Raw genomic sequence first — 18,475 nt, 5'->3', positions numbered from 1 at the left:
TACATGTTTAACCATTAATTCGCGGTTAAGTTTTCAACCCTTTAACTAAATAATCGAGCAATACCCGTACATTAGTGGCCACAAACTGCCTTGGTGGATATACGCCCCATACCCCTTCTTGCTGTGGTTGATAGGGTGTTAAAATAGGCACCAATTGCCCTGAGTTAATTTCGTTCTCAATGTAGTAGTCTGGGAGTTGCACAATACCAAGCCCCTTTTTGCGCCATCCACCAGCGCCCAACCACTATTACATTGTAGCCGCCCCGCTATTTTAATGTGTTTATCGCGCCCATTTTCGTTTACACGCCAGTAGCTACTATTCCCAATTAAGCATTCATGGCTGTTTAGCTCGCCTAAAGTATGCGGCTCACCAAATCGCGTTAAATACTGTGGTGCCGCGCACATAATAAAACGCCGCGCACTTAACCTACGCGCTTTTAAGCTCGAATCTTTTAAATGCCCTAACCTTATGGCTAAATCAAATCCGCCCTCTAACAAATCTTCTTGTTCGTTACTTAATGTGGCAACAACTTCTACCTCGGGATGATCCTTCATAAAATTATGCACTATAGGCATAATGAACGTTTCCCCATACATAACTGGTGCTGTGAGCTTAATTTTACCCTTTGGTGTACTTTGTTGCTGAGCAAGGCCTTGAGTTGCCTCGTCCATGGCGTGTTGTAAGTGCTTTATTTGATGTAAGTACACTTCGCCTTCTTTGGTTAAAACCACTTTACGGGTTGTACGAGTTAATAGTTGTGTATTTAAACGTTGCTCAAGCGCTGTTACATGACGGCTAATATGCGCAACCGAAAGCCCAAGCGTTTTTGCAGCCGCAGTAAAGCTGCCCTCCTCCCCTACAGCTATAAACTCATCTATTCCATTCCAACGCGCCATTATTACCATACTGTAAAAGTGTTTTAATAAAATTGAGATTATCATTATTTGAGAAACAAATACAATAAGCCCATCACCCAAGCAAATTGGGTCTACAATTATTTTTTAATAGCCAGTTAAAGGAAATAAAACACATGTCTGAATTTATTAAATCAAAAGCTGCCATTGCTTGGGGTCCTAATCAACCACTTAGTGTTGAAGAAATTGATGTGATGATGCCTAAAAAAGGCGAAGTAATGGTAAAAATTACCGCTACAGGTGTGTGTCATACCGATGCATTTACATTATCGGGCCAAGATCCTGAGGGCATATTTCCTGCTATTTTAGGTCACGAAGGCGCTGGTGTTGTCTATGCTGTTGGCGAAGGCGTAACGAGTGTTGAAGTTGGGGATCATGTTATTCCTTTATACACTGCAGAATGTGGCGTGTGTAAAATGTGTACCTCAGGTAAAACTAACCTGTGCTCAGCCGTGCGCGAAACACAAGGTAAAGGCCTAATGCCAGACGGCACAACGCGCTTTTTTAAAGACGGCCAACCAATTTATCACTACATGGGTACATCAACATTCTCTGAGTACACAGTATTGCCAGAAATCTCACTCGCTAAAGTAAATAAAGAAGCATCACTAGAAGAAATTTGTTTACTAGGCTGTGGTGTAACAACCGGTATGGGTGCGGTAACCAACACAGCTAAAGTAAAGGCTGGTGACACCGTGGCTATATTCGGCTTAGGCGGTATTGGTTTATCGGCCATTATTGGCGCAAAAATGGCCGGAGCAAGCCGTATTATTGGTGTTGATATAAACACCACTAAATTCGATTTAGCTACAAAACTAGGTGCAACTGATTTAATTAACCCAAAAGATTTCGACAAGCCAATTCAAGACGTTATTGTGGAAATGACCGACGGCGGCGTTGACTACTCGTTTGAATGTATTGGTAATGTTGACGTAATGCGCTCAGCACTTGAGTGTTGCCACAAAGGCTGGGGTGAGTCGGTAATTATTGGTGTGGCCGGTGCAGGCCAAGAAATATCAACCCGTCCGTTTCAACTGGTAACTGGGCGTGTATGGCGTGGTAGCGCATTTGGTGGTGTTAAAGGCCGTTCTCAACTACCTGAAATTGTTGAGCGTTACATGGCAGGTGAATTTGCTCTTAGCGACTTTATTACTCACACAATGAGCCTTGAAGATATTAACGACGCGTTTGATTTAATGCACGAAGGCAAAAGTATTCGTACAGTCATTCATTACTAATAAACTGCATTCGTAAAATAGCTTATTAATAAGCCGTAATACTTTTAAGTTTACGGCTTTTAAGGATTAAGTATGTTAGAAAATATCTCAAGTGTAAAAGTGTCTGGCGGTTGGCATAAGCAATATACTCACAGCTCGAAAAGTACACATTGCACTATGCGCTTTGCCGTATTTTTACCACCTGGCGCAAGTGAAGCAAATAAAGTACCGGTACTTTATTGGTTATCGGGTTTAACCTGCACTGACGAAAACTTTATGCAAAAAGCAGGCGCATTTAAAAAAGCAGCAGAGCTGGGAATTGCAATTGTAGCGCCTGACACTAGCCCGCGCGGCGAAAACGTACCCAATGAAGACAGTTACGACTTTGCACAAGGTGCAGGCTTTTACGTAAATGCTACGCAAGCTCCTTACAACACACACTTTAATATGTACGATTATGTTGTTAATGAATTACCAGCACTTATTGAACAACATTTTCCGATAACAAGCACAAAAGCAATTAGCGGTCACTCTATGGGCGGGCACGGCGCTTTAATGGTCGCGCTTAAAAATCCTAAAGCATACGTTAGTGCATCTGCGTTTAGCCCTATTGTTAACCCAATAAACTGTCCTTGGGGCGAAAAAGCATTTACTGGTTATTTAGGAAATGATAAAGCGCTTTGGGCACAGTATGACAGCTGCGAGCTGATGAAAAACGCAGAGCAGGCTCATTACTTACCCATGTTAGTGAGTCAAGGTGATGCCGATGGTTTTTTACAAGAGCAACTTAAGCCAGAAAACTTAGTCGCTATTGCTGATAAAAAAGCTACCCGCTTACACTTGAAATGCAAGCAGGCTACGATCATAGCTACTTTTTTATAAGCAGCTTTATTGACCAACACTTATTATTTCATCATCAGTTTTTAACTGCTTAGCCTCATTAGTGTGTAGAGATGACTTTTCTACCTCTACACACTCTTTTAGACTTTTAGTGACCTGCCTACATACTTGCGTAGTAGTGCTTTCCCCTTTAACTAGGCTAACAAGAGCCGAATCTATCTTTAATCCCATATCAGTAAAGTTAAATCCGTTTTTATCTGTAGGTACTGGCTCTAGTGGGTTTTTATAAGGTGTTGACTGCGCCGGGCTAATACTATTTTTATCATTACGCGCCTGAGATTGTGCTTGCCCATCAATAATAGCGCCCGCAACTGTACAGCCAGAAAGGCAATAAAAAAACAAAAGTACAATAATTGTTTTCATCATTCATCCTTAACAAAATATTACCTAAATTGTATACGTTTTTTATTGTAACTCTGTAAAAAAATGTAAGTATTACTACCTAAAATCATTTATAAACTTTCTTGTAACACCCACCAGCTGCAATATAAAAAATGGCGACCCTAAATAACCTAAAATTTTATTAATGGTAGGTTGTAAGTGTTCTGTGAGAAGTTCAGGAAATAAAAAGCAAAAACAGATAACCCAGCGCAAAATAGTAACGCTGTTTTTTCAAGTTTAGTGGGTGTGATTAATGTTTTATTTAAAGGCAAAAGGTTCACATAGGTGTCTTTTAGGTATGATAAAAGAATACGGGGCTTTAAAACTCAGATCAAATTAACTATCGCGTAAAATAGTAATAAAAACATGTAAAAGTTTCCTCAATAATTTTTATTAAACTCAGCTTCCTACAATAAACCATTGATTATTAGTTATTTATGCAACGGCCCACTGTTTGCTTATTATTAACAAAATTAACCCGCATAGGCTCAATAATGGAAATTGATTTACAGTGGAATGAAATCATCGATAACTTAATACATTTAGGTATTGCATACCTACTTGCGCTACCTATGGCTTACGACAGAGAGCGTAGCCATGATGGTGCAGGCCTTCGTACCTTTCCTCTTGTTGCTGTTGCATCGTGTGGGTATGCATTAATAGCGATGTCGGTTTTAGATGGCGCAGAAGCTCAATCTAAAATGTTGCAAGGCATCATTACTGGCATTGGTTTTATTGGCGGTGGCGCAATTTTGAAAAATAACAAATCAACCTCCGGTACAGCAACCGCAGCCAGTATTTGGAATATGGGCTTAATTGGTATAGCTGTAGCCTATAGCCGTTACGAAATAGCCATTTTGCTCGCCATTATTAATTTTATAACGCTAAGGTATGTAAAAAAGTTTAAGTGATAATTAGCTGTATCATTACAAGTAATGCGAGCAAATATTGGTCGTATTATGTGTATAATCACTGGCAAAATATAAATACACGATTTCAATTTGATACAATATAACATATAATAAATACAGTTTTAAATCACTCTATATAGCTCTCTTATGTCGCTACCTTCAACCGATAACCGCTTACATCATATTGATATATTACGGGGCATTATAATTATATTTATGGTTATTGACCATGGTATGTATTATTGCCTTAATTACTCAGTTACCGATCCGATGACCATTCCAGGGACTGATCCCGTTACCTTTTTTACGCGTTTTGTTTCTCACTTTTGCGCACCACTCTTCGTATTCTTAGCAGGTCTATCTGCGGCTATAACAGAGCATAAATATGTATCCACTAAAGCATTTTCACAAAGCTTGATTATTCGTGGTTTAGTGCTAATTTTGTTTGAATTTACTATTGTTTCGTGGTCTTGGAGCTTTAACCCACTATACCCAATGCTATACGCACAAGTTATTTGGGCTATCGGCTGGGGCTTTGTTATTTTAGGACTGCTGCGTTTCCTGGGCATTTATGCCATTTTTGTAGCAGGCTTATTACTCGTGTTTGGGCATAATTTATTTGATGGAACAAGCTTTGAGCCTAATACATTTGCACATACTGCTTGGTCTATTGCACATCAAAAAAATGTACTTGATCTCCCTTTTGATTTTCAAATTAGAACAACCTACCCAGTTGCCCCTATTGTTGGCTTAATGGCATTGGCATATTGCGCTGGTGTTTATTACAAAGCGCAACAATACAGTAAAAAAGTGATGAATCACGCATTGTTATTAGGGGTTACTTGCCTTGCGCTTTATGGCATTTTACGTGGGTTTAACTTATACGGTGACATGTCACAGTTTGCTATACATACAAGCTCATTACTCACTGTTATGTCGTTTCTAACCCCAACAAAGTATCCGCTTTCGCTGCAGTTTATGTTACTTACTGTTGGCCTTGGGCTTATTTCTTTAAAGGCATTAAGTGGTTTAAAAACCGATTTTTCGCATAACTTTTTACAAGTACTGGGTAAAACAAGTATGTTTTCATACCTTGTGCATTTGTATTTATTACATGCTATTGCTTGGTTACTTATACCTATTCTTGGCTTTAATTTTAGCGATATGACCTACGCAGATACGCTCGTTGGTTTGCCTGAAGGTTATGGCATGAGTTACACAGCAACACTTTTATTTATAGCCGTTGTAATAGGGCTAACAACCCTACTCGCTAAGCGATACATTGTTTGGAAGCGAAGCCACAAACATAGCTTAATTGCTAAATATATATAGCGTTTATACAAGTTAGCACAAAATAATAGACATTAAAAAAGGCGCTTAAAAAGCGCCTTGCTAACAAGTATGTGTGCTTAAAACATATCTTGATAGGAGTTTGTTGTGCTAAACGTAATTGCTTTTTCAAAGCCTGGTAACTGAATACTTTGCTCGTCTATTACAATGTCGTTGTCGTCAATAAGTCCGTCGCCAAAGCGATAAATAAGTTCGTACTGCCCTAAATCTGCTTGCGTTTGATACGTTTTCTGCGAAGCGCTAACCACACTATTTTTCTGTGTGTAACTAGTCATAACATCATCGCCATGGCGCTTAGCAAGCATTTGCATTGTTACTTTTTCAGAAAGTACAGTAGCTGTTGCATTATTTCCGCCAAAGCCTTTTGAATTTATAAAAGCAATATCCATATCAGCGCACTCGTAATGGCTATTACGAATATCAAGATGGTCGCTATAAACATCATCAGCCACTTTATCGATTGTGGTAATACCCGGCATAATGTTATGACTAAATATGCCTAACGCAATTGCTAACTGGTCACCACTTGCAGGTGCAATAGTATGGCCAACATACGCTTTTGGCGCTGTTACTTTCCAGTTATCAATAGCAAACGTTTGCGCTACTTTATGATAAATCAAAGACTCTGTTACACGGTTTTGCGGTGTACTAGAACCATGGGCTAAAATAAAGCTACGCTCTTGTAGTGCTTCTTTACCCAATAAGCTGCTAGCAAGTGCGGCTGATTTTGCCATTGTAATATAGTTACCAGGTCCAGGTGATGTAATCGACTTCTTAACGCCATCTGCATTTACAAACACATCCGGTACGCTGCCCATAATATCAGCGCCCAACTCAAGGGCTAAAGCATCATCCATTAAAATAGCAACTTGCGCGCCTTCACCTAATGTAAAGCCACAGTTATCGCCAAATGGGCGGCTGCTATTACGGTAATCTGGTTCTTCATCATTTGATAAGTTATCTAAACGACGCAGCCCTTCAACATTAGCAAGCGCGCTCATGTTACCAAAGCCTTCTACAACTTCTGGTGTAATAGCGCACTCAACACTTGCGACAACCGCAACGCGTGTACGCCCTGCTTGTATGTCGTTAACCGCTGCACGTAAATTATATAAAAACGTTGCACATGCGCCCGACGTTGAAAATGTTGTACCTACATTGCCCGTAACATAGGCGTTAATAAAATCGGTAGACATTGTATTTAAGCCCAGTGCTAACTGCTTAGTGCTAACACGGTCGCCTTGTTGGCGCGCCTTTACTAAACCGCCTAGACCTTTGTCGTCCATTTGGCCAATTACCGATGCTGAATAGGTACCAATTTTATCTGGCTCTACGCTATTCATAATATGCTGCCAATCAAGCCCAGTTGATTTAATCGCATCAGTAGCTGCAAAAATAGTGGCTTGCAAACCACGAGGCTGATAGCGGCTGTTATACATAACTGATGGATCAAACCCAGTCGGAAATTGCCCAGCAGATTTAATTGGGTTATCGCGTGTTGAATCGTGCTTTACGTCTAAGTCGGCTGCAATAGTTACTTTAACTTTTTTGCCTTCAAGCTCTTCAACTTGCCAGCTAGCTGGAACAGGTACAGGTAAGTCGCGAGCGCGCGTTTCAAACACAATTGCGTTATCGCTTGATGCGGTTAGTCTCATTTTTTGCTGCCACGGTGTGGCATCGGCATCAAAGTGTTCTTTTTCAATTTTACGAATAAGTGTACCTGCAATAATTTGCTCACCAAAGCGTGCTTCTATGTCGCTTTGCTCAACATTATTACCTTGTGTATCTTGTAATTGGCCGTTTACAACGCTTACTAGATTCATCAGTGTGGCGAGGCCTAAAAATGTTTCACTGCGATCTTGAGCATTTAAACTATCTAACACGATACGGCGATAACCTTGATGAAAAGAAGTACGGCCAGCGGCGTTAATGCCACCCATGCCTACTATAACGGGTAATGCTGTCATAATTTACCTTTTAGAAACGTGTTATAAGGAGAAGAGGTAGTTTAAATGGATTATGCACCACACATTGTGCTTTAATAGCCAAATATTCAGCACAAAAGGCCAAAAGATACTGGTCGGAGCATTTATATGACTGATAAACACACTAATCCACCACTAAACATTGCTATAGCGGTATATCCGCATTTGTTAGTGACTAGTTTAACGCTGCCTATAGAAATGCTAAGAGCCGGCGAGGCCTTTGCTAAAGGGCATCTTGATAAGCAAAGCTTTAGGCCACTTGCTATAAATTTAGTGGCTAAAAATGCAGAATTTATACCCACCCGCGCAGGCCTTGCTATAAATCCTGATTGCATAACAACTAACGCGCCCTACAGCGATTTGATTATAGTGCCGGGTATTTGGCGAAATCCGCGCCCTGTGGTACGTACAAATCAAGAGGTAGTTGATTGGCTAAGCGAGAGCTTTAGCGCAGGCAGCCATATAATTGGTGTAGGCACTGGCAACTGCTTACTAGCTGAGGCTGGCTTACTTGATGGGCACCCTGCTACCACCCATTGGCATTACGCCAAACAATTTAGCCACGACTACCCGCTGGTGCACTTAAAGCCCGACTTTTTTATAACCCAGTCAGAGCGCATGTATACCGTAGCAAGCCTTAATGCCCTTGCAGATGTGATCGTACATATTATTAGTCAGTACTATACAAAAGCCGCCGCTCAACATGTAGAGCGTAATTTTTCGCACGAAATACGCAAACCCTATGAAGATCAACGCTACTTAGAAGGTGCAGTAGACCGCCACCCCGATGAGCTAATTGCGCAAATTCAATTTTGGCTAAAAACTAATTTAGCCACCGAGCTAAACTTGCAAGAAGTTGCTGCCCAATTTAGCTTAAGCTATCGTACTTTTACCCGCCGTTTTAGAGCCGCTACTAATCAAAGCCCTATTGAGTATTGGCAGCAATTACGTGTAGAAAGTGCGAAGGAGTTATTAGCATCATCAAATTTATCAATTCAAGAAGTGGCTTTAGAAGTGGGATATAACGACCAAGGGCATTTAACCCGCGTGTTTAAAAAAGTATTAAGCCAAACGCCTAGTGGTTATAGAAAAGTAGTTAGGAGAAAGTTATTTGGCTAATTATAGTGCTTGTTCGAATAGTACTAATTTCAATAGCACTAAAAAACGCCACTTTTAGTGGCGTTCTGATTCGTTAAATTCTTTTCGATAGTAACGTTTTTGATAGTTTTTTACTTTAGTGTGTACGCCTTTGCTTAAGCTTTTAAATTTAGCTTCGAGTACGTCTACACCGTATAAAATACCGACTACCAGCACCGAGAGTTTTATTGCAGCGCCAAGGTTTTCGGTCGCTATCATAACGCCTATTGATGCAAGCACCCAAATGGTTGCAGCAGAGGTTACGCCAACTACCGCACCATCTTTTGCGAGCATAACGCCTGCCCCTAAAAAGCCAATACCTGTAATTATTTGCCCAACTACACGAGAATGATCTATTACATCCCCTTGTAAATTAAACGCAGTGGATAAAAACAAATACGTACCCAAAGTTATTAACGCTGATGTACGAATCCCTACAGGTTTGCCGCGCAATTGGCGCTCTATTCCAATAATAGCACCGCAAAAAGCCGCAGTACCAATAGCTGCCCACGAATACGGGGCTACATCAATTAAATCTAAAAAAGTCACTGTTAACCTTATATTTTATTAGCTATAGCCACCGCCGTTCTTAAACGTTGGCTACCAAACGCTGACATTTTACTAAAATCACTTCGTGCAATAGGTACATATTGGCAATCTATTGCGAGCTGTTTATCGTTACCGGGCTCACAAAATGGGTCGTGAACATACACGCAGTGCTCATCAAGGTGCGTAACACACACCCAGTGTGGCGATTTTTTACCATCAAAACTGTATGTACTAATTAATAACAGCACACTAAAGCCTTTACTTAACCACTGCTCAATATGCTCAAGCTCTACATCTTTATGCGTAAGCGGTATATTTGCTTGCGCTATACTATCTACAAATTGTTGATGCACGGTGGCAAGTACCACTTTTTTGTTTTCGTTGCGTACGCCATCTAAAAACAAAGGCTCGGTGGTATTAACCATTACCTCGCTTTTAAAACCACGCTTATTAGCGGCAAGTGCCAAACCAAACGGATGGCAACCACCATGACCCGATGTCATAAAAATGGTGGTACCTTCACGCCAAAGTGCTAACTCATGTGATTGGCTAAGCTCAGTTGTTGGCTCAAGTGCCCCCATTGCCATTAATAGCGCAGCAGGTCCGCACGTAAACTCGGTAGTTTGCTGATACCACGGCGTTAAACGCGACACTTTTAACTCACTTGTTTGTCGAATGTTTTTTTGCATTCGTAATGCGTCACTGTGGTCATCATAATAATCGCTGTATTGACCAAATACTCTGTAACCTAAGCTTTTATAAAGCCCAATCGCACCTTCGTTATTTACAGCCACTTCTAAACGAAGGTAAATGCGCCCGCGCTCACACGTTTCTTTTTCAAGGTTTGTAAGCAGTGCTTTTGCAATCCCCTTACCTTGCATTATGGGTTTTACAGCAAGCGAATATAAACGCGCTAAACGAGTCCCTTTATGGCACCACACTAACCCGTAACCACATACTTGCTCGCCATTTTCTGCAACGAGTAAAATACCGTGTTTTGCACTAAGCCAGCGTTTTAGACTGCGCGGGCTCAATTTATCGTTATTAAAGCAAGCATTTTCAACGTCAATCAGTGCATTTAAATCACTGCTAAGCGCCTTTCGAATAACAAGGTTGCTCATGTTATTACCCACGGCCTCGTGCTTCTAAGCGTTGTTTAAACTCATCCATAATGATCATGTATAGCTCATCGCCTAAATAGCCGTCTTCTACTTTGTGATCAATACTTGGGTTGTCGTTTACTTCAAGCACGTATGCTTTGCCTTGATGCTCTTTAACATCTACGCCATATAAACCCCTACCCACTGTTTTACATGCTTTTAATGCGGCATCTAATACCGCTTTTGGTAACTCAAAGGTTGGCAATGTTTCAAAGCCACCAGAGAAAAACCGTTTAGCGTCGTGGTTATAAATTTGCCAATGGTTACGCGCCATTAAATAGCGACATGCATAAATTGCACGGCCATTTAACACACCCACTCGCCAATCGTATTCGGTATACATGTATTCTTGTGCAAGCACTAATGCGCTAAATTCAAACAGCTCTGTAAGCTTAGCTTCAAGCTCATCACGGTTTGATACTTTATAAACACCTTTTGAGAAAGACCCTTCAGGCATTTTTAAAACAAGCGGATACGTAAACGCTTCTTCTAGCTGCTCAAGCGTTTCATTTGACTGATCAGCCACTACAACCGTTTTTAAACTTGGCACTTTCTGATAATTAAACGCATCGTGTAAATACACTTTATTACAACAACGTAAAATAGACTCAGCGTCGTCAATAACCACTAAACCAAGGCTTTGCGCTTTGCTTGCAAGGCGGTACGTTGGATGGTCAATCGCTGTAGTTTGGCGAATAAATAATGCATCAAACTGGGCTATGTTATCAATTTCGTCAAAGCTTAATGCTTGTGCATTAATGCCGTGTTTAGCGGCGGCTTTAATAAAGCGTGCAATGGCGTCTTTATCGCTCGGCGGTACTTTTTCGTTATGATCAACAAGTATTGCCATGTCCCATCTAAAACGACGTTGCACTGAGCCAATACGCCACTGCGTTTTAGTAAAGTTATCTAGTTTAGCTACAAATTCGCTGTACTGCTGCTCGTTTAAAGACGACAACGACCCTTGTTGTAATAAGCCTTGTTCATCAACAAATAAAATAGGCGTTGGGTATTGTTTAAATACCGACTTTGCCGCTTTTGATTGTAAATCGTTTTGTGTATTACCAAAGTAAAGTGTGCCATCTATTTGGCCCACATTTAACATAGGGGCTTGACCACTACGCAATGCGTTTATTGTTTTTACACTTGGCAAAACTTGGTGCTTGCGCGCCTCTGCAAGTAATGAGCAATAGTAACCTTTGCTCAAGTATTGGCTTGAGTCGCACAAATTAATAATGCGTGTTTTTGGCTCATTTTGTTTTGGGTAATCACGTAAATAAGTATTAAACGTAATTACATTTTCGAACGATTGAGCAAGCGTTTGCTCGTTGTTATCAACCACAATTAAGGTTTTAAACACGACTTTTCCTAGTTAAGTCAAAATATAAAAAGCATGCTTAGTAAAATACTCAGCATTATAAATAGAAACACCCATCGTACTAAGTGGGCATTGCGCGTATCACTTAATATGATGGGTGCTTTAACAGGTACCTACTGTACGAGTTAGCGCTTAAATTGCTTAAGCGACATGTGCTTTATATGCCTTTTTTTAAAAACGCACAAACGAGATATTTTTAGCGTGAAGATGAAAAATATTGATTAACTATATTTTCCACCTAATGCAGATTAAAATACGCAAAACAGTACTTTATAAGAGTTTAAAAATGTCGCTGCCTGCTTGCCCAAAATGCCAATGTGAATATGTTTACGAGGACCAACAACTGCTTGTTTGCCCCGAGTGCGCCCATGAGTGGAACCCTAATAATACAAACGATGAACACACAATTTTAGTTAAAGATGCCAACGGCACATTACTTAATGATGGCGACAAAGTGACAGTAGCCAAAGATTTAAAAATTAAAGGCAGCTCGCAAGTAATTAAAATTGGCACCAAAGCGGTTGTTAGAAGAGTGCTTGATAAAAAAGATCACGAACTTGATTGTAAAGTAGATGGCATTGGCGAAATGATGGTAACAGCAAAGTTTGTGAAAAAGACTAATTGAGTTAAGTGTTTAACAAAACTAATTCACCTAACCTCCTCAAAGGAATGAGGAAGTGTTCACTAAAGCAAAATAACAATATTGCCCCTATTTACTTGCTTATTATATTGCGTTTTTAGCCAAGCCTTGGTTGATTTTATGTTGTATATAAATAACATGGAAAATTGACGTAATAAAAGGATTTAACCAAAGTTTGTCACCTCTATTAGAGTCCGCTATTAAGTTAATACGATTACGAACCATGACAATCCAAGTTACATCGAAAGCACTAGATATAGCATGAATACCAATTGAGCTTTTTAGAATAGCAAGGTCATGATAATTAGCTAAACCATAAATTAAACTACCTAAAGAAATAATAAATAAAACAATGGTAGTTGTAATAAATAAGTTAGGTATTTTAAGTTCGGTATGAAGATTGATCTGGCTCGTAAATCGGTAAAGCTTATATATTAAATGTGAGCCTATAGTTAACACACATAAAACGACAGTCTTTAGTACAGAATCCGTTTCAAATATACCCGCAAATCCTTTGTTCATTTATTCTCCAGAGCTGAATAGACTGAGCTTACGTAGAAATCTAACAAAGCATTAATCGGTCAATAGCTTGCCAAAATATGAAACGAAGTGGAACCGAGTAAACTGTTAGCAGTCACGCTTTATTTTCTAGTTAGGTGTATTTTAAACTACTCTGTCCAAAGAGCACCTTCACTTATATCCGCTATAGAGCTTCGTACAGTATTTGGAATGTGAGGGCTTTCTTGGGAAAGTTGGTCTATCTTTTCTCGAATAGTATCAAGTAAGGCCCAGTTATCTTCTTGTGCTAAAAGTTGCTCCAACTCACGCCCGATTGCATTATAACGTGCGCCTGCAGTTCTATGCTTTTCAGTTTTATCTGAATAATTTAGAAATGACTGTAGTGCAGATAGTACGGCTGCGGTAATGCTCATTAAGCCTACTGTGATTTGCAACCAAATTTCTGGCTTTTGTTGGAGTGTAGCAAAAACCGTTGTTCCAACAATTGTTGCGAGTAAAACTGTTGGTAAGCCAAGCCAAAAATGGAGTCGAGAGTATCTAGATGCAGCGAGATAATGGCCATGTGCTACTGCAGCCACACGATTACTCCATTCTAATGCAACCTTTCGATGATTCACAGTTATCTCCTTTGCACCTAACGAGCCTGTAGAGTAACTCGTTTTTATTTGTTTTTATTGATAAACAAACCATATCTGAGTTCCTATTTTTGTTCAATCTATTACTGTACTTTTACACAGGATATAAAAAGTGTAGTGGTACAGTGGCAAGAAAGAATGGATACACTGGCGATATTCGTGCACTAAATTTTTAAGGCAAACATTTGTGGAATGGGCAGGATTATCTGTGCGTTATTCATTTTGGGCTAAAGCATATTATCGCCAGCAAGAAGCCAAAGGAAAAACCCATAATACCATCATTAGATCATTGGCATTTAAGTGGATGCAAATCCTATTTAGGCGCTGGAAACACATACGCCCTACGATGAATCAACTTACTTAACTGCATTGAAAAGTAAGGGTTCACCGCTGTTAAAATTTGCGGTGGAAAGTGAGCTTTAGCGCTTGCTGTCCACCTCAGGGCGTGTTGTTAGCTGTATATTACGTTAGCAACAAAAATTTTCGTAAGTCTCGTTCTTGTCTCATTACGTGCAAAATATATACTTTATCGTTATCTTTTTTGTAAAATATACGACAAGGATTCACGACCAGTTCAAGATAATTTAGGTTAGCTAACTCAATTGGTTTTTTACCTGATTCAGGAAAGAGTTCGAGACGTTCAACTTTTTCAAATATTTTGGAAACCAATTTTTTCGCTGACTGCAAATTGCTTAATGCGATATATTCAGCGATATCGTTAAGATCATTCAAAGCTGGATTAGTCCAAATTATTTCAGCCATTTATTCATTTTATCTTTAGCTTCAACATTCGACATGTTTTCACCACGACTTATTGCTTGCTCTCCTTTTGCAAGAGACTCAAGAATTTGCATACGCTTTTGCATAAATTCATAATCATCAACATCTACTAAGTATGCAGATGGTTGCCCATGTTCAGTTATCAACACAGGTTCTTTAGAGGAATGAAGTTCAGATAATATCTTCGTTGCTTGACGCTTCAATGTTGTTACTAGTTCTACTCTCATAATAATCCCCAAACAGATGTATCACTATAGTAGCACCGAGTAGCCAACTTGGGAAATACAACTAACGAGGCTGTATAACCACTAAACTCAATTAAAAAGGAAGCACCTAACGTCAACCCTGCTCACTTTTAAACTATTAGGTACTTCTCATTATATGCCTTTGTAGAAATTGAAATACACACCACGTTACGCTATAAAAACATAGCTGTAGGTTGGATAAATGGCGGAGCCATGCCATCCGACAATTAATTTATGAATATAAATAAGCGATTATTACGTTGGCATAGCTTTGCCAGCAAACGCTTCTCTTAAAAACCAAAGCTTTATAAGATCTCTACCACAACATATTCGTGGGCTTTACCTGCAATTGTTAACGTAATTTCATCATAAATCTGTTTATTTAGTAACTGCTTACCCATTGGTGCGCCGGGTGTTACAACAGCAATTGCGTGCTGTTTAACGTTTACTGTTAAACCACCAGCTGCAGGGCCTAAATAAAACCATTTTTGGGCTGCGTTATCATCTTCTAAACATACCAGCGAACCGATAGCTATTTTGTCGGTTGGTTTTTCGTTGAAGGCAGGCTCAAACAATTCTATGCTTTTATAGCAATCGTTTACGCGCTGGGCTTGGCCTTGTGCTAAATAAGCGGCTTCGAGCCCTAGGGTATCGTATTTGTTTTCGGCTATGTTTTCTTCATGTGTGGCGGTGTCGTGCGCAGTTTTTGCCGCTACTTTTGCTGTTGTAAGCTGCGCTTCTAGCGCAAAACGAAGATGTTCGATAACGTGGGTTTTATTCATGGGGATTAATACAATACTGGCAGTAAAAATAAGGCAGTTAGTTTAACATTTTTGCTAGGCTTAAAACCATTGTTTTAAACCCCGCAAGTTTGGTGGGAATACTAGCGGGGTTTAAATAAGCATTAAACAAGCAAAGAGCTGTTGGTTGGTGCAGCTCTTTGCTTATCCTTTATTAAAAACTTTATGGCATATCTAATAATGTTTGCGTGTGGGCATCTACTTTAACTTCGTAGTTTTTAGCGCTTAAGCCCAATAGCTCTGGCAAGGTTGCCGCTATACAAATAGACGAGAACGTACCCACTACAATGCCGGTAAATAATGCAATAGCAAAACCTTGCAGTGGTGCGCCTGCAAGTAACCAAACGCTCGCAACCGTTGCAAGTGTGGTACCCGACGTTATTAAGGTACGTGTTAGTGTACTTTTAATCGCATTATTAATAATAGTTGCAGGGCTAAGTATATTGTTTGATGGAACACGTAAAAGCTCGCGCACTCTATCTCCCACTATTATTGAGTCGTTAAGTGAGTAACCAATAATAGCCAGTAAACTTGCCAGCACGGTTAGGTTAAACTCAATTTGTAATAGTGAAAATAACCCAAGTACGAGTATTAAATCGTGCACTAGCGCAACCACAGAGCCAACGGCTAAGCGCCACTCAAAACGCACTGCAAGGTAAATCATTACTGCAATCATTGCAGCAAACATGGCTAAACAGCCTTGATCAAATAACTCATCGCCCACTTGTGAGCCAATATAAGCTGACGATAAAACCTGTGCGTTTATATCATCGTTTTGTGTAACGGCGCTTTGCCAATCAGGACTATTAGCTGTTGTTGATGTAGTTGATGCACTTGGCGCTTCTCTTAATTGAAAATGGCTATTCCCTTGTGCGGTTAGCTCAAACTCACCGTTGTGATTTTTAGCAATAAACGATTGAAGCTCTTTTAGCTCAACGCTTTGGCTAGTTGTAAACTCAGTTAAATAACCGCCGGTAAAATCTAGGCCAAAATTTAGACCTTTTTGCGCAAGCGTAAATACGGATAGCAGCACTAAAATGGCGCTTAAAAGCATGCCCATAAAACGTAAACGTGTGCCCTTTTCACCTTTCAAAAAAGTGTTAAGCATGTGCTTTTACTCCTGCTTTTTTACCCATTTTTAAATACAACGTTTGGCTTAATATTTTTGATACGTACACACCTGTAAATACAGACGTTAAAAGCCCCAGTGCTAATGTAATGGCAAAACCTTTAACGGGCCCATAGCCTATGCCGTATAAGATAAGTGCGGTGATCATGGTGGTTATATTGGCATCAAATATTGTATTTGCGGCTTGTTTATAACCCTCTTGAATAGCTTGATATGGTGCACGGCCTTGGCGACGTTCTTCTTTAATGCGTTCAAATATTATTACGTTAGTGTCTACCGCCATACCTATGGTTAATACTAGGCCAGCGATACCCGGCAGGGTTAACACAACCCCTGGTAATAATGACATTAAGCCCACAAGCGACGTTAAATTTAATATAAGTGCTACGTTTGCAATAAGGCCTAAACGGCGATACCAAAGCGCCATAAATGCAAGCGTAATACCCATGCCTAACATAAGCGCGGCTAAGCCATTACTAATATTTTCGCTGCCGAGGCTTGGGCCTATTGTTTGTTCGTGCACAATTGTAACGGGTGCGGTAAGCGAGCCTGCACGTAGTAATAATGCTAGGTCGGCTGCCGCTTGTTGGCTTTTCATATTGGTAATACTAAAACGCGAACTTAAATGCTGAGCAATATTGGCAACATTAATAACTTCGCTTTTTTTAACTACTTCGCCTTTAGCATTTTGAGAGTACTCAGAGTAAACCGTCGCCATTGGCTTACCAATATTGGCTTTTGAAAACGCCGACATAGCATCCCCACCTTGGCCGTCTAGGCTTAGTTGTACAAGTGGTTTACCCCAATCGTCGCGGCCTATGTTTGCATTATTAATATGATCGCCTGTAAAAATTGGCACAGGATCGAGCTTTATCGTTCCGCCCGATTGCATATTAAATGTTTGTCCGCCTATTTCTTTTAATTGATAAAAACCAAGCGATGCTGTTGCACCAATAATACGCTTAGCTTCGGTTGGATCTTGTACGCCAGGAAGCTCTATACGAATGCGATGTTTGCCTTGTTGCTGTGTTACCGCTTCGGTAATGCCTAACTCTTCAATACGTGAACGAAGGGTTGTAAGTGTTTGCCCCATTACTTCTTTATCAAAGCTGCTGCGGCCTTGCTCTGAATAACTAAATTTGGCAGTTTTAACGCTGCCATTATTACTTGTTACAACGGCTAAATTAGCAAATCGGCTTTGTAGCTCTTTAATAACGGGGGTTAACTTGTCGGTTGCATTAGGCAATGCGTTTATTTCAAACCCGTGCTGAGTTTGCTTCGCTTTTACGCCATGTGCTTTTTGCTTAATAATGATTGATTTAGCTTGTTGATACGCACTGACTAATTGCTCATCAACGGCTTTATCTAAATCTACGTCTAGTACAAATAGCACACCGCCATTTAAATCAAGGCCCAGCTTTATTGGTGATAAACCAAAATCTTGTAACCATGTAGGGCTGGTTGCATGCTCAACAATTTTTACTTGCGTGTTTGGATATTGCGCTTTTATAGCCACTTGCGCCTGAGCGCTTTTAGTTGGCTCGTTTAAAAGTACATTAATAGTCGATTGCTTATCTAAACCCTGCTCAACCTCAAGCCATTGGTTATTTAAAAAGGTAACTAGGGTTTTAGTGCTTGGTAAAGATTGCGTTTCGCTGTGCGGGGCAGCACTTATGTGCAACCACGATTTGTTTGGATATAGGTTTGGTAATGCGCTGATAGCTAATAAAACCAATACTATTAGCATGGCTATATAGCTTAATTTGAACTTAGCCGTAGACGGCTTTTTATCTTTTTTAAAACTTAACATGTTTAATCCTTATTGCCAGAAATGCTAGCAACGT

Annotated in this window: 17 protein-coding genes and 3 pseudogenes; 7 read left to right on the top strand and 13 right to left on the bottom strand. The window is 40.0% G+C overall.

Annotated elements, in window-relative coordinates; all coding sequences use genetic code 11:
* Window positions 1-25: 25 nt before the first annotated feature.
* Window positions 26-897 (bottom strand): annotated as a pseudogene (locus P4S65_RS12715) (LysR family transcriptional regulator).
* Between the two features lie 134 nt (window positions 898-1,031).
* On the opposite strand from P4S65_RS12715, the gene P4S65_RS12710 reads away from it, so the two are divergent.
* Both P4S65_RS12710 and fghA read left to right on the top strand, forming a co-directional pair.
* Window positions 1,032-2,153 (top strand): S-(hydroxymethyl)glutathione dehydrogenase/class III alcohol dehydrogenase, encoded by a 1,122-nt coding sequence (locus tag P4S65_RS12710; protein WP_337120294.1) that lies wholly within the window; start codon window positions 1,032-1,034, stop codon window positions 2,151-2,153.
* A gap of 72 nt (window positions 2,154-2,225) precedes the next feature.
* A pseudogene (fghA, locus tag P4S65_RS12705) lies at window positions 2,226-3,067 on the top strand (S-formylglutathione hydrolase).
* Here fghA and P4S65_RS12700 read toward each other — a convergent pair.
* Entirely contained in the window at window positions 3,021-3,395 is a 375-nt protein-coding gene (locus P4S65_RS12700; protein ID WP_096792994.1) for a hypothetical protein, read from the bottom strand. The pseudogene fghA and the gene P4S65_RS12700 sit on opposite strands and share 47 nt — an antisense overlap.
* A 512-nt stretch (window positions 3,396-3,907) precedes the next feature.
* Between P4S65_RS12700 and P4S65_RS12695 the strand changes: the two genes are divergently transcribed.
* Together P4S65_RS12695 and P4S65_RS12690 are read left to right on the top strand one after the other, a co-directional pair.
* A complete protein-coding gene (locus P4S65_RS12695; protein ID WP_002960738.1) occupies window positions 3,908-4,324 on the top strand; it encodes an MgtC/SapB family protein in 417 nt (138 codons plus the stop codon).
* 147 nt (window positions 4,325-4,471) lie between these two features.
* On the top strand, window positions 4,472-5,656 hold the full coding sequence (locus P4S65_RS12690; protein WP_337120293.1) for a DUF1624 domain-containing protein: 1,185 nt from the start codon (window positions 4,472-4,474) through the stop codon (window positions 5,654-5,656).
* A 77-nt stretch (window positions 5,657-5,733) separates the two neighbouring features.
* Here the strand turns inward: P4S65_RS12690 and P4S65_RS12685 are convergent, their stop codons facing one another.
* Window positions 5,734-7,641 (bottom strand): beta-ketoacyl synthase, encoded by a 1,908-nt coding sequence (locus P4S65_RS12685; RefSeq protein WP_337120292.1) that lies wholly within the window; start codon window positions 7,639-7,641, stop codon window positions 5,734-5,736.
* A 126-nt stretch (window positions 7,642-7,767) separates the two neighbouring features.
* Between P4S65_RS12685 and P4S65_RS12680 the strand changes: the two genes are divergently transcribed.
* Window positions 7,768-8,778, top strand: a complete 1,011-nt coding sequence (locus P4S65_RS12680) for a GlxA family transcriptional regulator (protein WP_337120291.1) — start codon at window positions 7,768-7,770, stop codon at window positions 8,776-8,778.
* Window positions 8,779-8,832: 54 nt separating this feature from the next.
* Here the strand turns inward: P4S65_RS12680 and P4S65_RS12675 are convergent, their stop codons facing one another.
* The 3 genes from P4S65_RS12675 to P4S65_RS12665 are packed head-to-tail and all read right to left on the bottom strand — an operon-like array spanning window position 8,833 to window position 11,865.
* Window positions 8,833-9,345: an MgtC/SapB family protein gene (locus P4S65_RS12675; RefSeq protein WP_002960746.1), complete on the bottom strand. Its 513-nt coding sequence runs from the start codon at window positions 9,343-9,345 to the stop codon at window positions 8,833-8,835.
* Window positions 9,346-9,353: 8 nt separating this feature from the next.
* Window positions 9,354-10,466: a GNAT family N-acetyltransferase/peptidase C39 family protein gene (locus P4S65_RS12670; protein ID WP_337120290.1), complete on the bottom strand. Its 1,113-nt coding sequence runs from the start codon at window positions 10,464-10,466 to the stop codon at window positions 9,354-9,356.
* Between the two features lie 4 nt (window positions 10,467-10,470).
* Window positions 10,471-11,865: a RimK family protein gene (locus P4S65_RS12665; RefSeq protein ID WP_077537974.1), complete on the bottom strand. Its 1,395-nt coding sequence runs from the start codon at window positions 11,863-11,865 to the stop codon at window positions 10,471-10,473.
* Window positions 11,866-12,169: 304 nt separating this feature from the next.
* Here P4S65_RS12665 and P4S65_RS12660 point away from each other — a divergent pair, with 304 nt between their 5' ends.
* A complete protein-coding gene (locus P4S65_RS12660) occupies window positions 12,170-12,508 on the top strand; it encodes a zinc ribbon domain-containing protein YjdM (RefSeq protein WP_337120289.1) in 339 nt (112 codons plus the stop codon).
* 99 nt (window positions 12,509-12,607) lie between these two features.
* Here P4S65_RS12660 and P4S65_RS12655 read toward each other — a convergent pair whose 3' ends face one another.
* Together P4S65_RS12655 and P4S65_RS12650 are read right to left on the bottom strand one after the other, a co-directional pair.
* A complete protein-coding gene (locus tag P4S65_RS12655; protein ID WP_096792987.1) occupies window positions 12,608-13,045 on the bottom strand; it encodes a hypothetical protein in 438 nt (145 codons plus the stop codon).
* A gap of 146 nt (window positions 13,046-13,191) precedes the next feature.
* The gene (locus P4S65_RS12650; protein WP_188085494.1) at window positions 13,192-13,659 is read right to left on the bottom strand and encodes an SLATT domain-containing protein; all 468 of its coding nucleotides are present in this window, start codon (window positions 13,657-13,659) and stop codon (window positions 13,192-13,194) included.
* A 142-nt stretch (window positions 13,660-13,801) separates the two neighbouring features.
* Between P4S65_RS12650 and P4S65_RS21935 the strand changes: the two are divergent.
* Window positions 13,802-14,100: pseudogene (locus tag P4S65_RS21935) on the top strand (IS110 family transposase); the annotation flags it as partial.
* A 39-nt stretch (window positions 14,101-14,139) separates the two neighbouring features.
* On the opposite strand, the gene P4S65_RS12640 reads toward P4S65_RS21935, so the two are convergent.
* The 5 genes from P4S65_RS12640 to secD all read right to left on the bottom strand — a co-directional run bounded on the left by P4S65_RS12640 (window position 14,140) and on the right by secD (window position 18,441).
* Window positions 14,140-14,439: a type II toxin-antitoxin system RelE/ParE family toxin gene (locus P4S65_RS12640; RefSeq protein ID WP_002962733.1), complete on the bottom strand. Its 300-nt coding sequence runs from the start codon at window positions 14,437-14,439 to the stop codon at window positions 14,140-14,142.
* On the bottom strand, window positions 14,427-14,684 hold the full coding sequence (locus P4S65_RS12635; protein WP_096792985.1) for a type II toxin-antitoxin system Phd/YefM family antitoxin: 258 nt from the start codon (window positions 14,682-14,684) through the stop codon (window positions 14,427-14,429). The genes P4S65_RS12640 and P4S65_RS12635 overlap by 13 nt, the downstream gene beginning before the upstream one ends.
* A gap of 323 nt (window positions 14,685-15,007) precedes the next feature.
* The gene (locus P4S65_RS12630) at window positions 15,008-15,484 is read right to left on the bottom strand and encodes a GreA/GreB family elongation factor (protein ID WP_096792984.1); all 477 of its coding nucleotides are present in this window, start codon (window positions 15,482-15,484) and stop codon (window positions 15,008-15,010) included.
* Window positions 15,485-15,665: 181 nt separating this feature from the next.
* Window positions 15,666-16,610 (bottom strand): protein translocase subunit SecF, encoded by a 945-nt coding sequence (gene secF, locus P4S65_RS12625; RefSeq protein ID WP_096792983.1) that lies wholly within the window; start codon window positions 16,608-16,610, stop codon window positions 15,666-15,668.
* Window positions 16,603-18,441 (bottom strand): protein translocase subunit SecD, encoded by a 1,839-nt coding sequence (gene secD / locus P4S65_RS12620; RefSeq protein WP_337120287.1) that lies wholly within the window; start codon window positions 18,439-18,441, stop codon window positions 16,603-16,605. The genes secF and secD overlap by 8 nt, the downstream gene beginning before the upstream one ends.
* Between the last annotated feature and the right edge of the window lie 34 nt (window positions 18,442-18,475).

It is taken from the genome of Pseudoalteromonas sp. B131b, from assembly GCF_037162545.1.
In the GTDB taxonomy this organism is placed as follows: domain Bacteria; phylum Pseudomonadota; class Gammaproteobacteria; order Enterobacterales; family Alteromonadaceae; genus Pseudoalteromonas; species Pseudoalteromonas fuliginea.
The sequence above is the reverse complement of the archived record's forward strand: the minus strand, read 5'-3'. Positions and strand labels throughout refer to the sequence as shown.

Bases quoted from the DNA above. Each gene is read 5' to 3' on its own strand.
- P4S65_RS12710 (WP_337120294.1), top strand. From the start codon at position 1,032: ATGTCTGAATTTATTAAATCAAAAGCTGCCATTGCTTGGGGTCCTAAT.
- P4S65_RS12700 (WP_096792994.1), bottom strand. From the start codon at position 3,395: ATGAAAACAATTATTGTACTTTTGTTTTTTTATTGCCTTTCTGGCTGT.
- P4S65_RS12695 (WP_002960738.1), top strand. From the start codon at position 3,908: ATGGAAATTGATTTACAGTGGAATGAAATCATCGATAACTTAATACAT.
- P4S65_RS12690 (WP_337120293.1), top strand. From the start codon at position 4,472: ATGTCGCTACCTTCAACCGATAACCGCTTACATCATATTGATATATTA.
- P4S65_RS12685 (WP_337120292.1), bottom strand. From the start codon at position 7,641: ATGACAGCATTACCCGTTATAGTAGGCATGGGTGGCATTAACGCCGCT.
- P4S65_RS12680 (WP_337120291.1), top strand. From the start codon at position 7,768: ATGACTGATAAACACACTAATCCACCACTAAACATTGCTATAGCGGTA.
- P4S65_RS12670 (WP_337120290.1), bottom strand. From the start codon at position 10,466: ATGAGCAACCTTGTTATTCGAAAGGCGCTTAGCAGTGATTTAAATGCA.
- P4S65_RS12660 (WP_337120289.1), top strand. From the start codon at position 12,170: ATGTCGCTGCCTGCTTGCCCAAAATGCCAATGTGAATATGTTTACGAG.
- P4S65_RS12655 (WP_096792987.1), bottom strand. From the start codon at position 13,045: ATGAACAAAGGATTTGCGGGTATATTTGAAACGGATTCTGTACTAAAG.
- P4S65_RS12640 (WP_002962733.1), bottom strand. From the start codon at position 14,439: ATGGCTGAAATAATTTGGACTAATCCAGCTTTGAATGATCTTAACGAT.
- P4S65_RS12635 (WP_096792985.1), bottom strand. From the start codon at position 14,684: ATGAGAGTAGAACTAGTAACAACATTGAAGCGTCAAGCAACGAAGATA.
- P4S65_RS12630 (WP_096792984.1), bottom strand. From the start codon at position 15,484: ATGAATAAAACCCACGTTATCGAACATCTTCGTTTTGCGCTAGAAGCG.
- secF (WP_096792983.1), bottom strand. From the start codon at position 16,610: ATGCTTAACACTTTTTTGAAAGGTGAAAAGGGCACACGTTTACGTTTT.
- secD (WP_337120287.1), bottom strand. From the start codon at position 18,441: ATGTTAAGTTTTAAAAAAGATAAAAAGCCGTCTACGGCTAAGTTCAAA.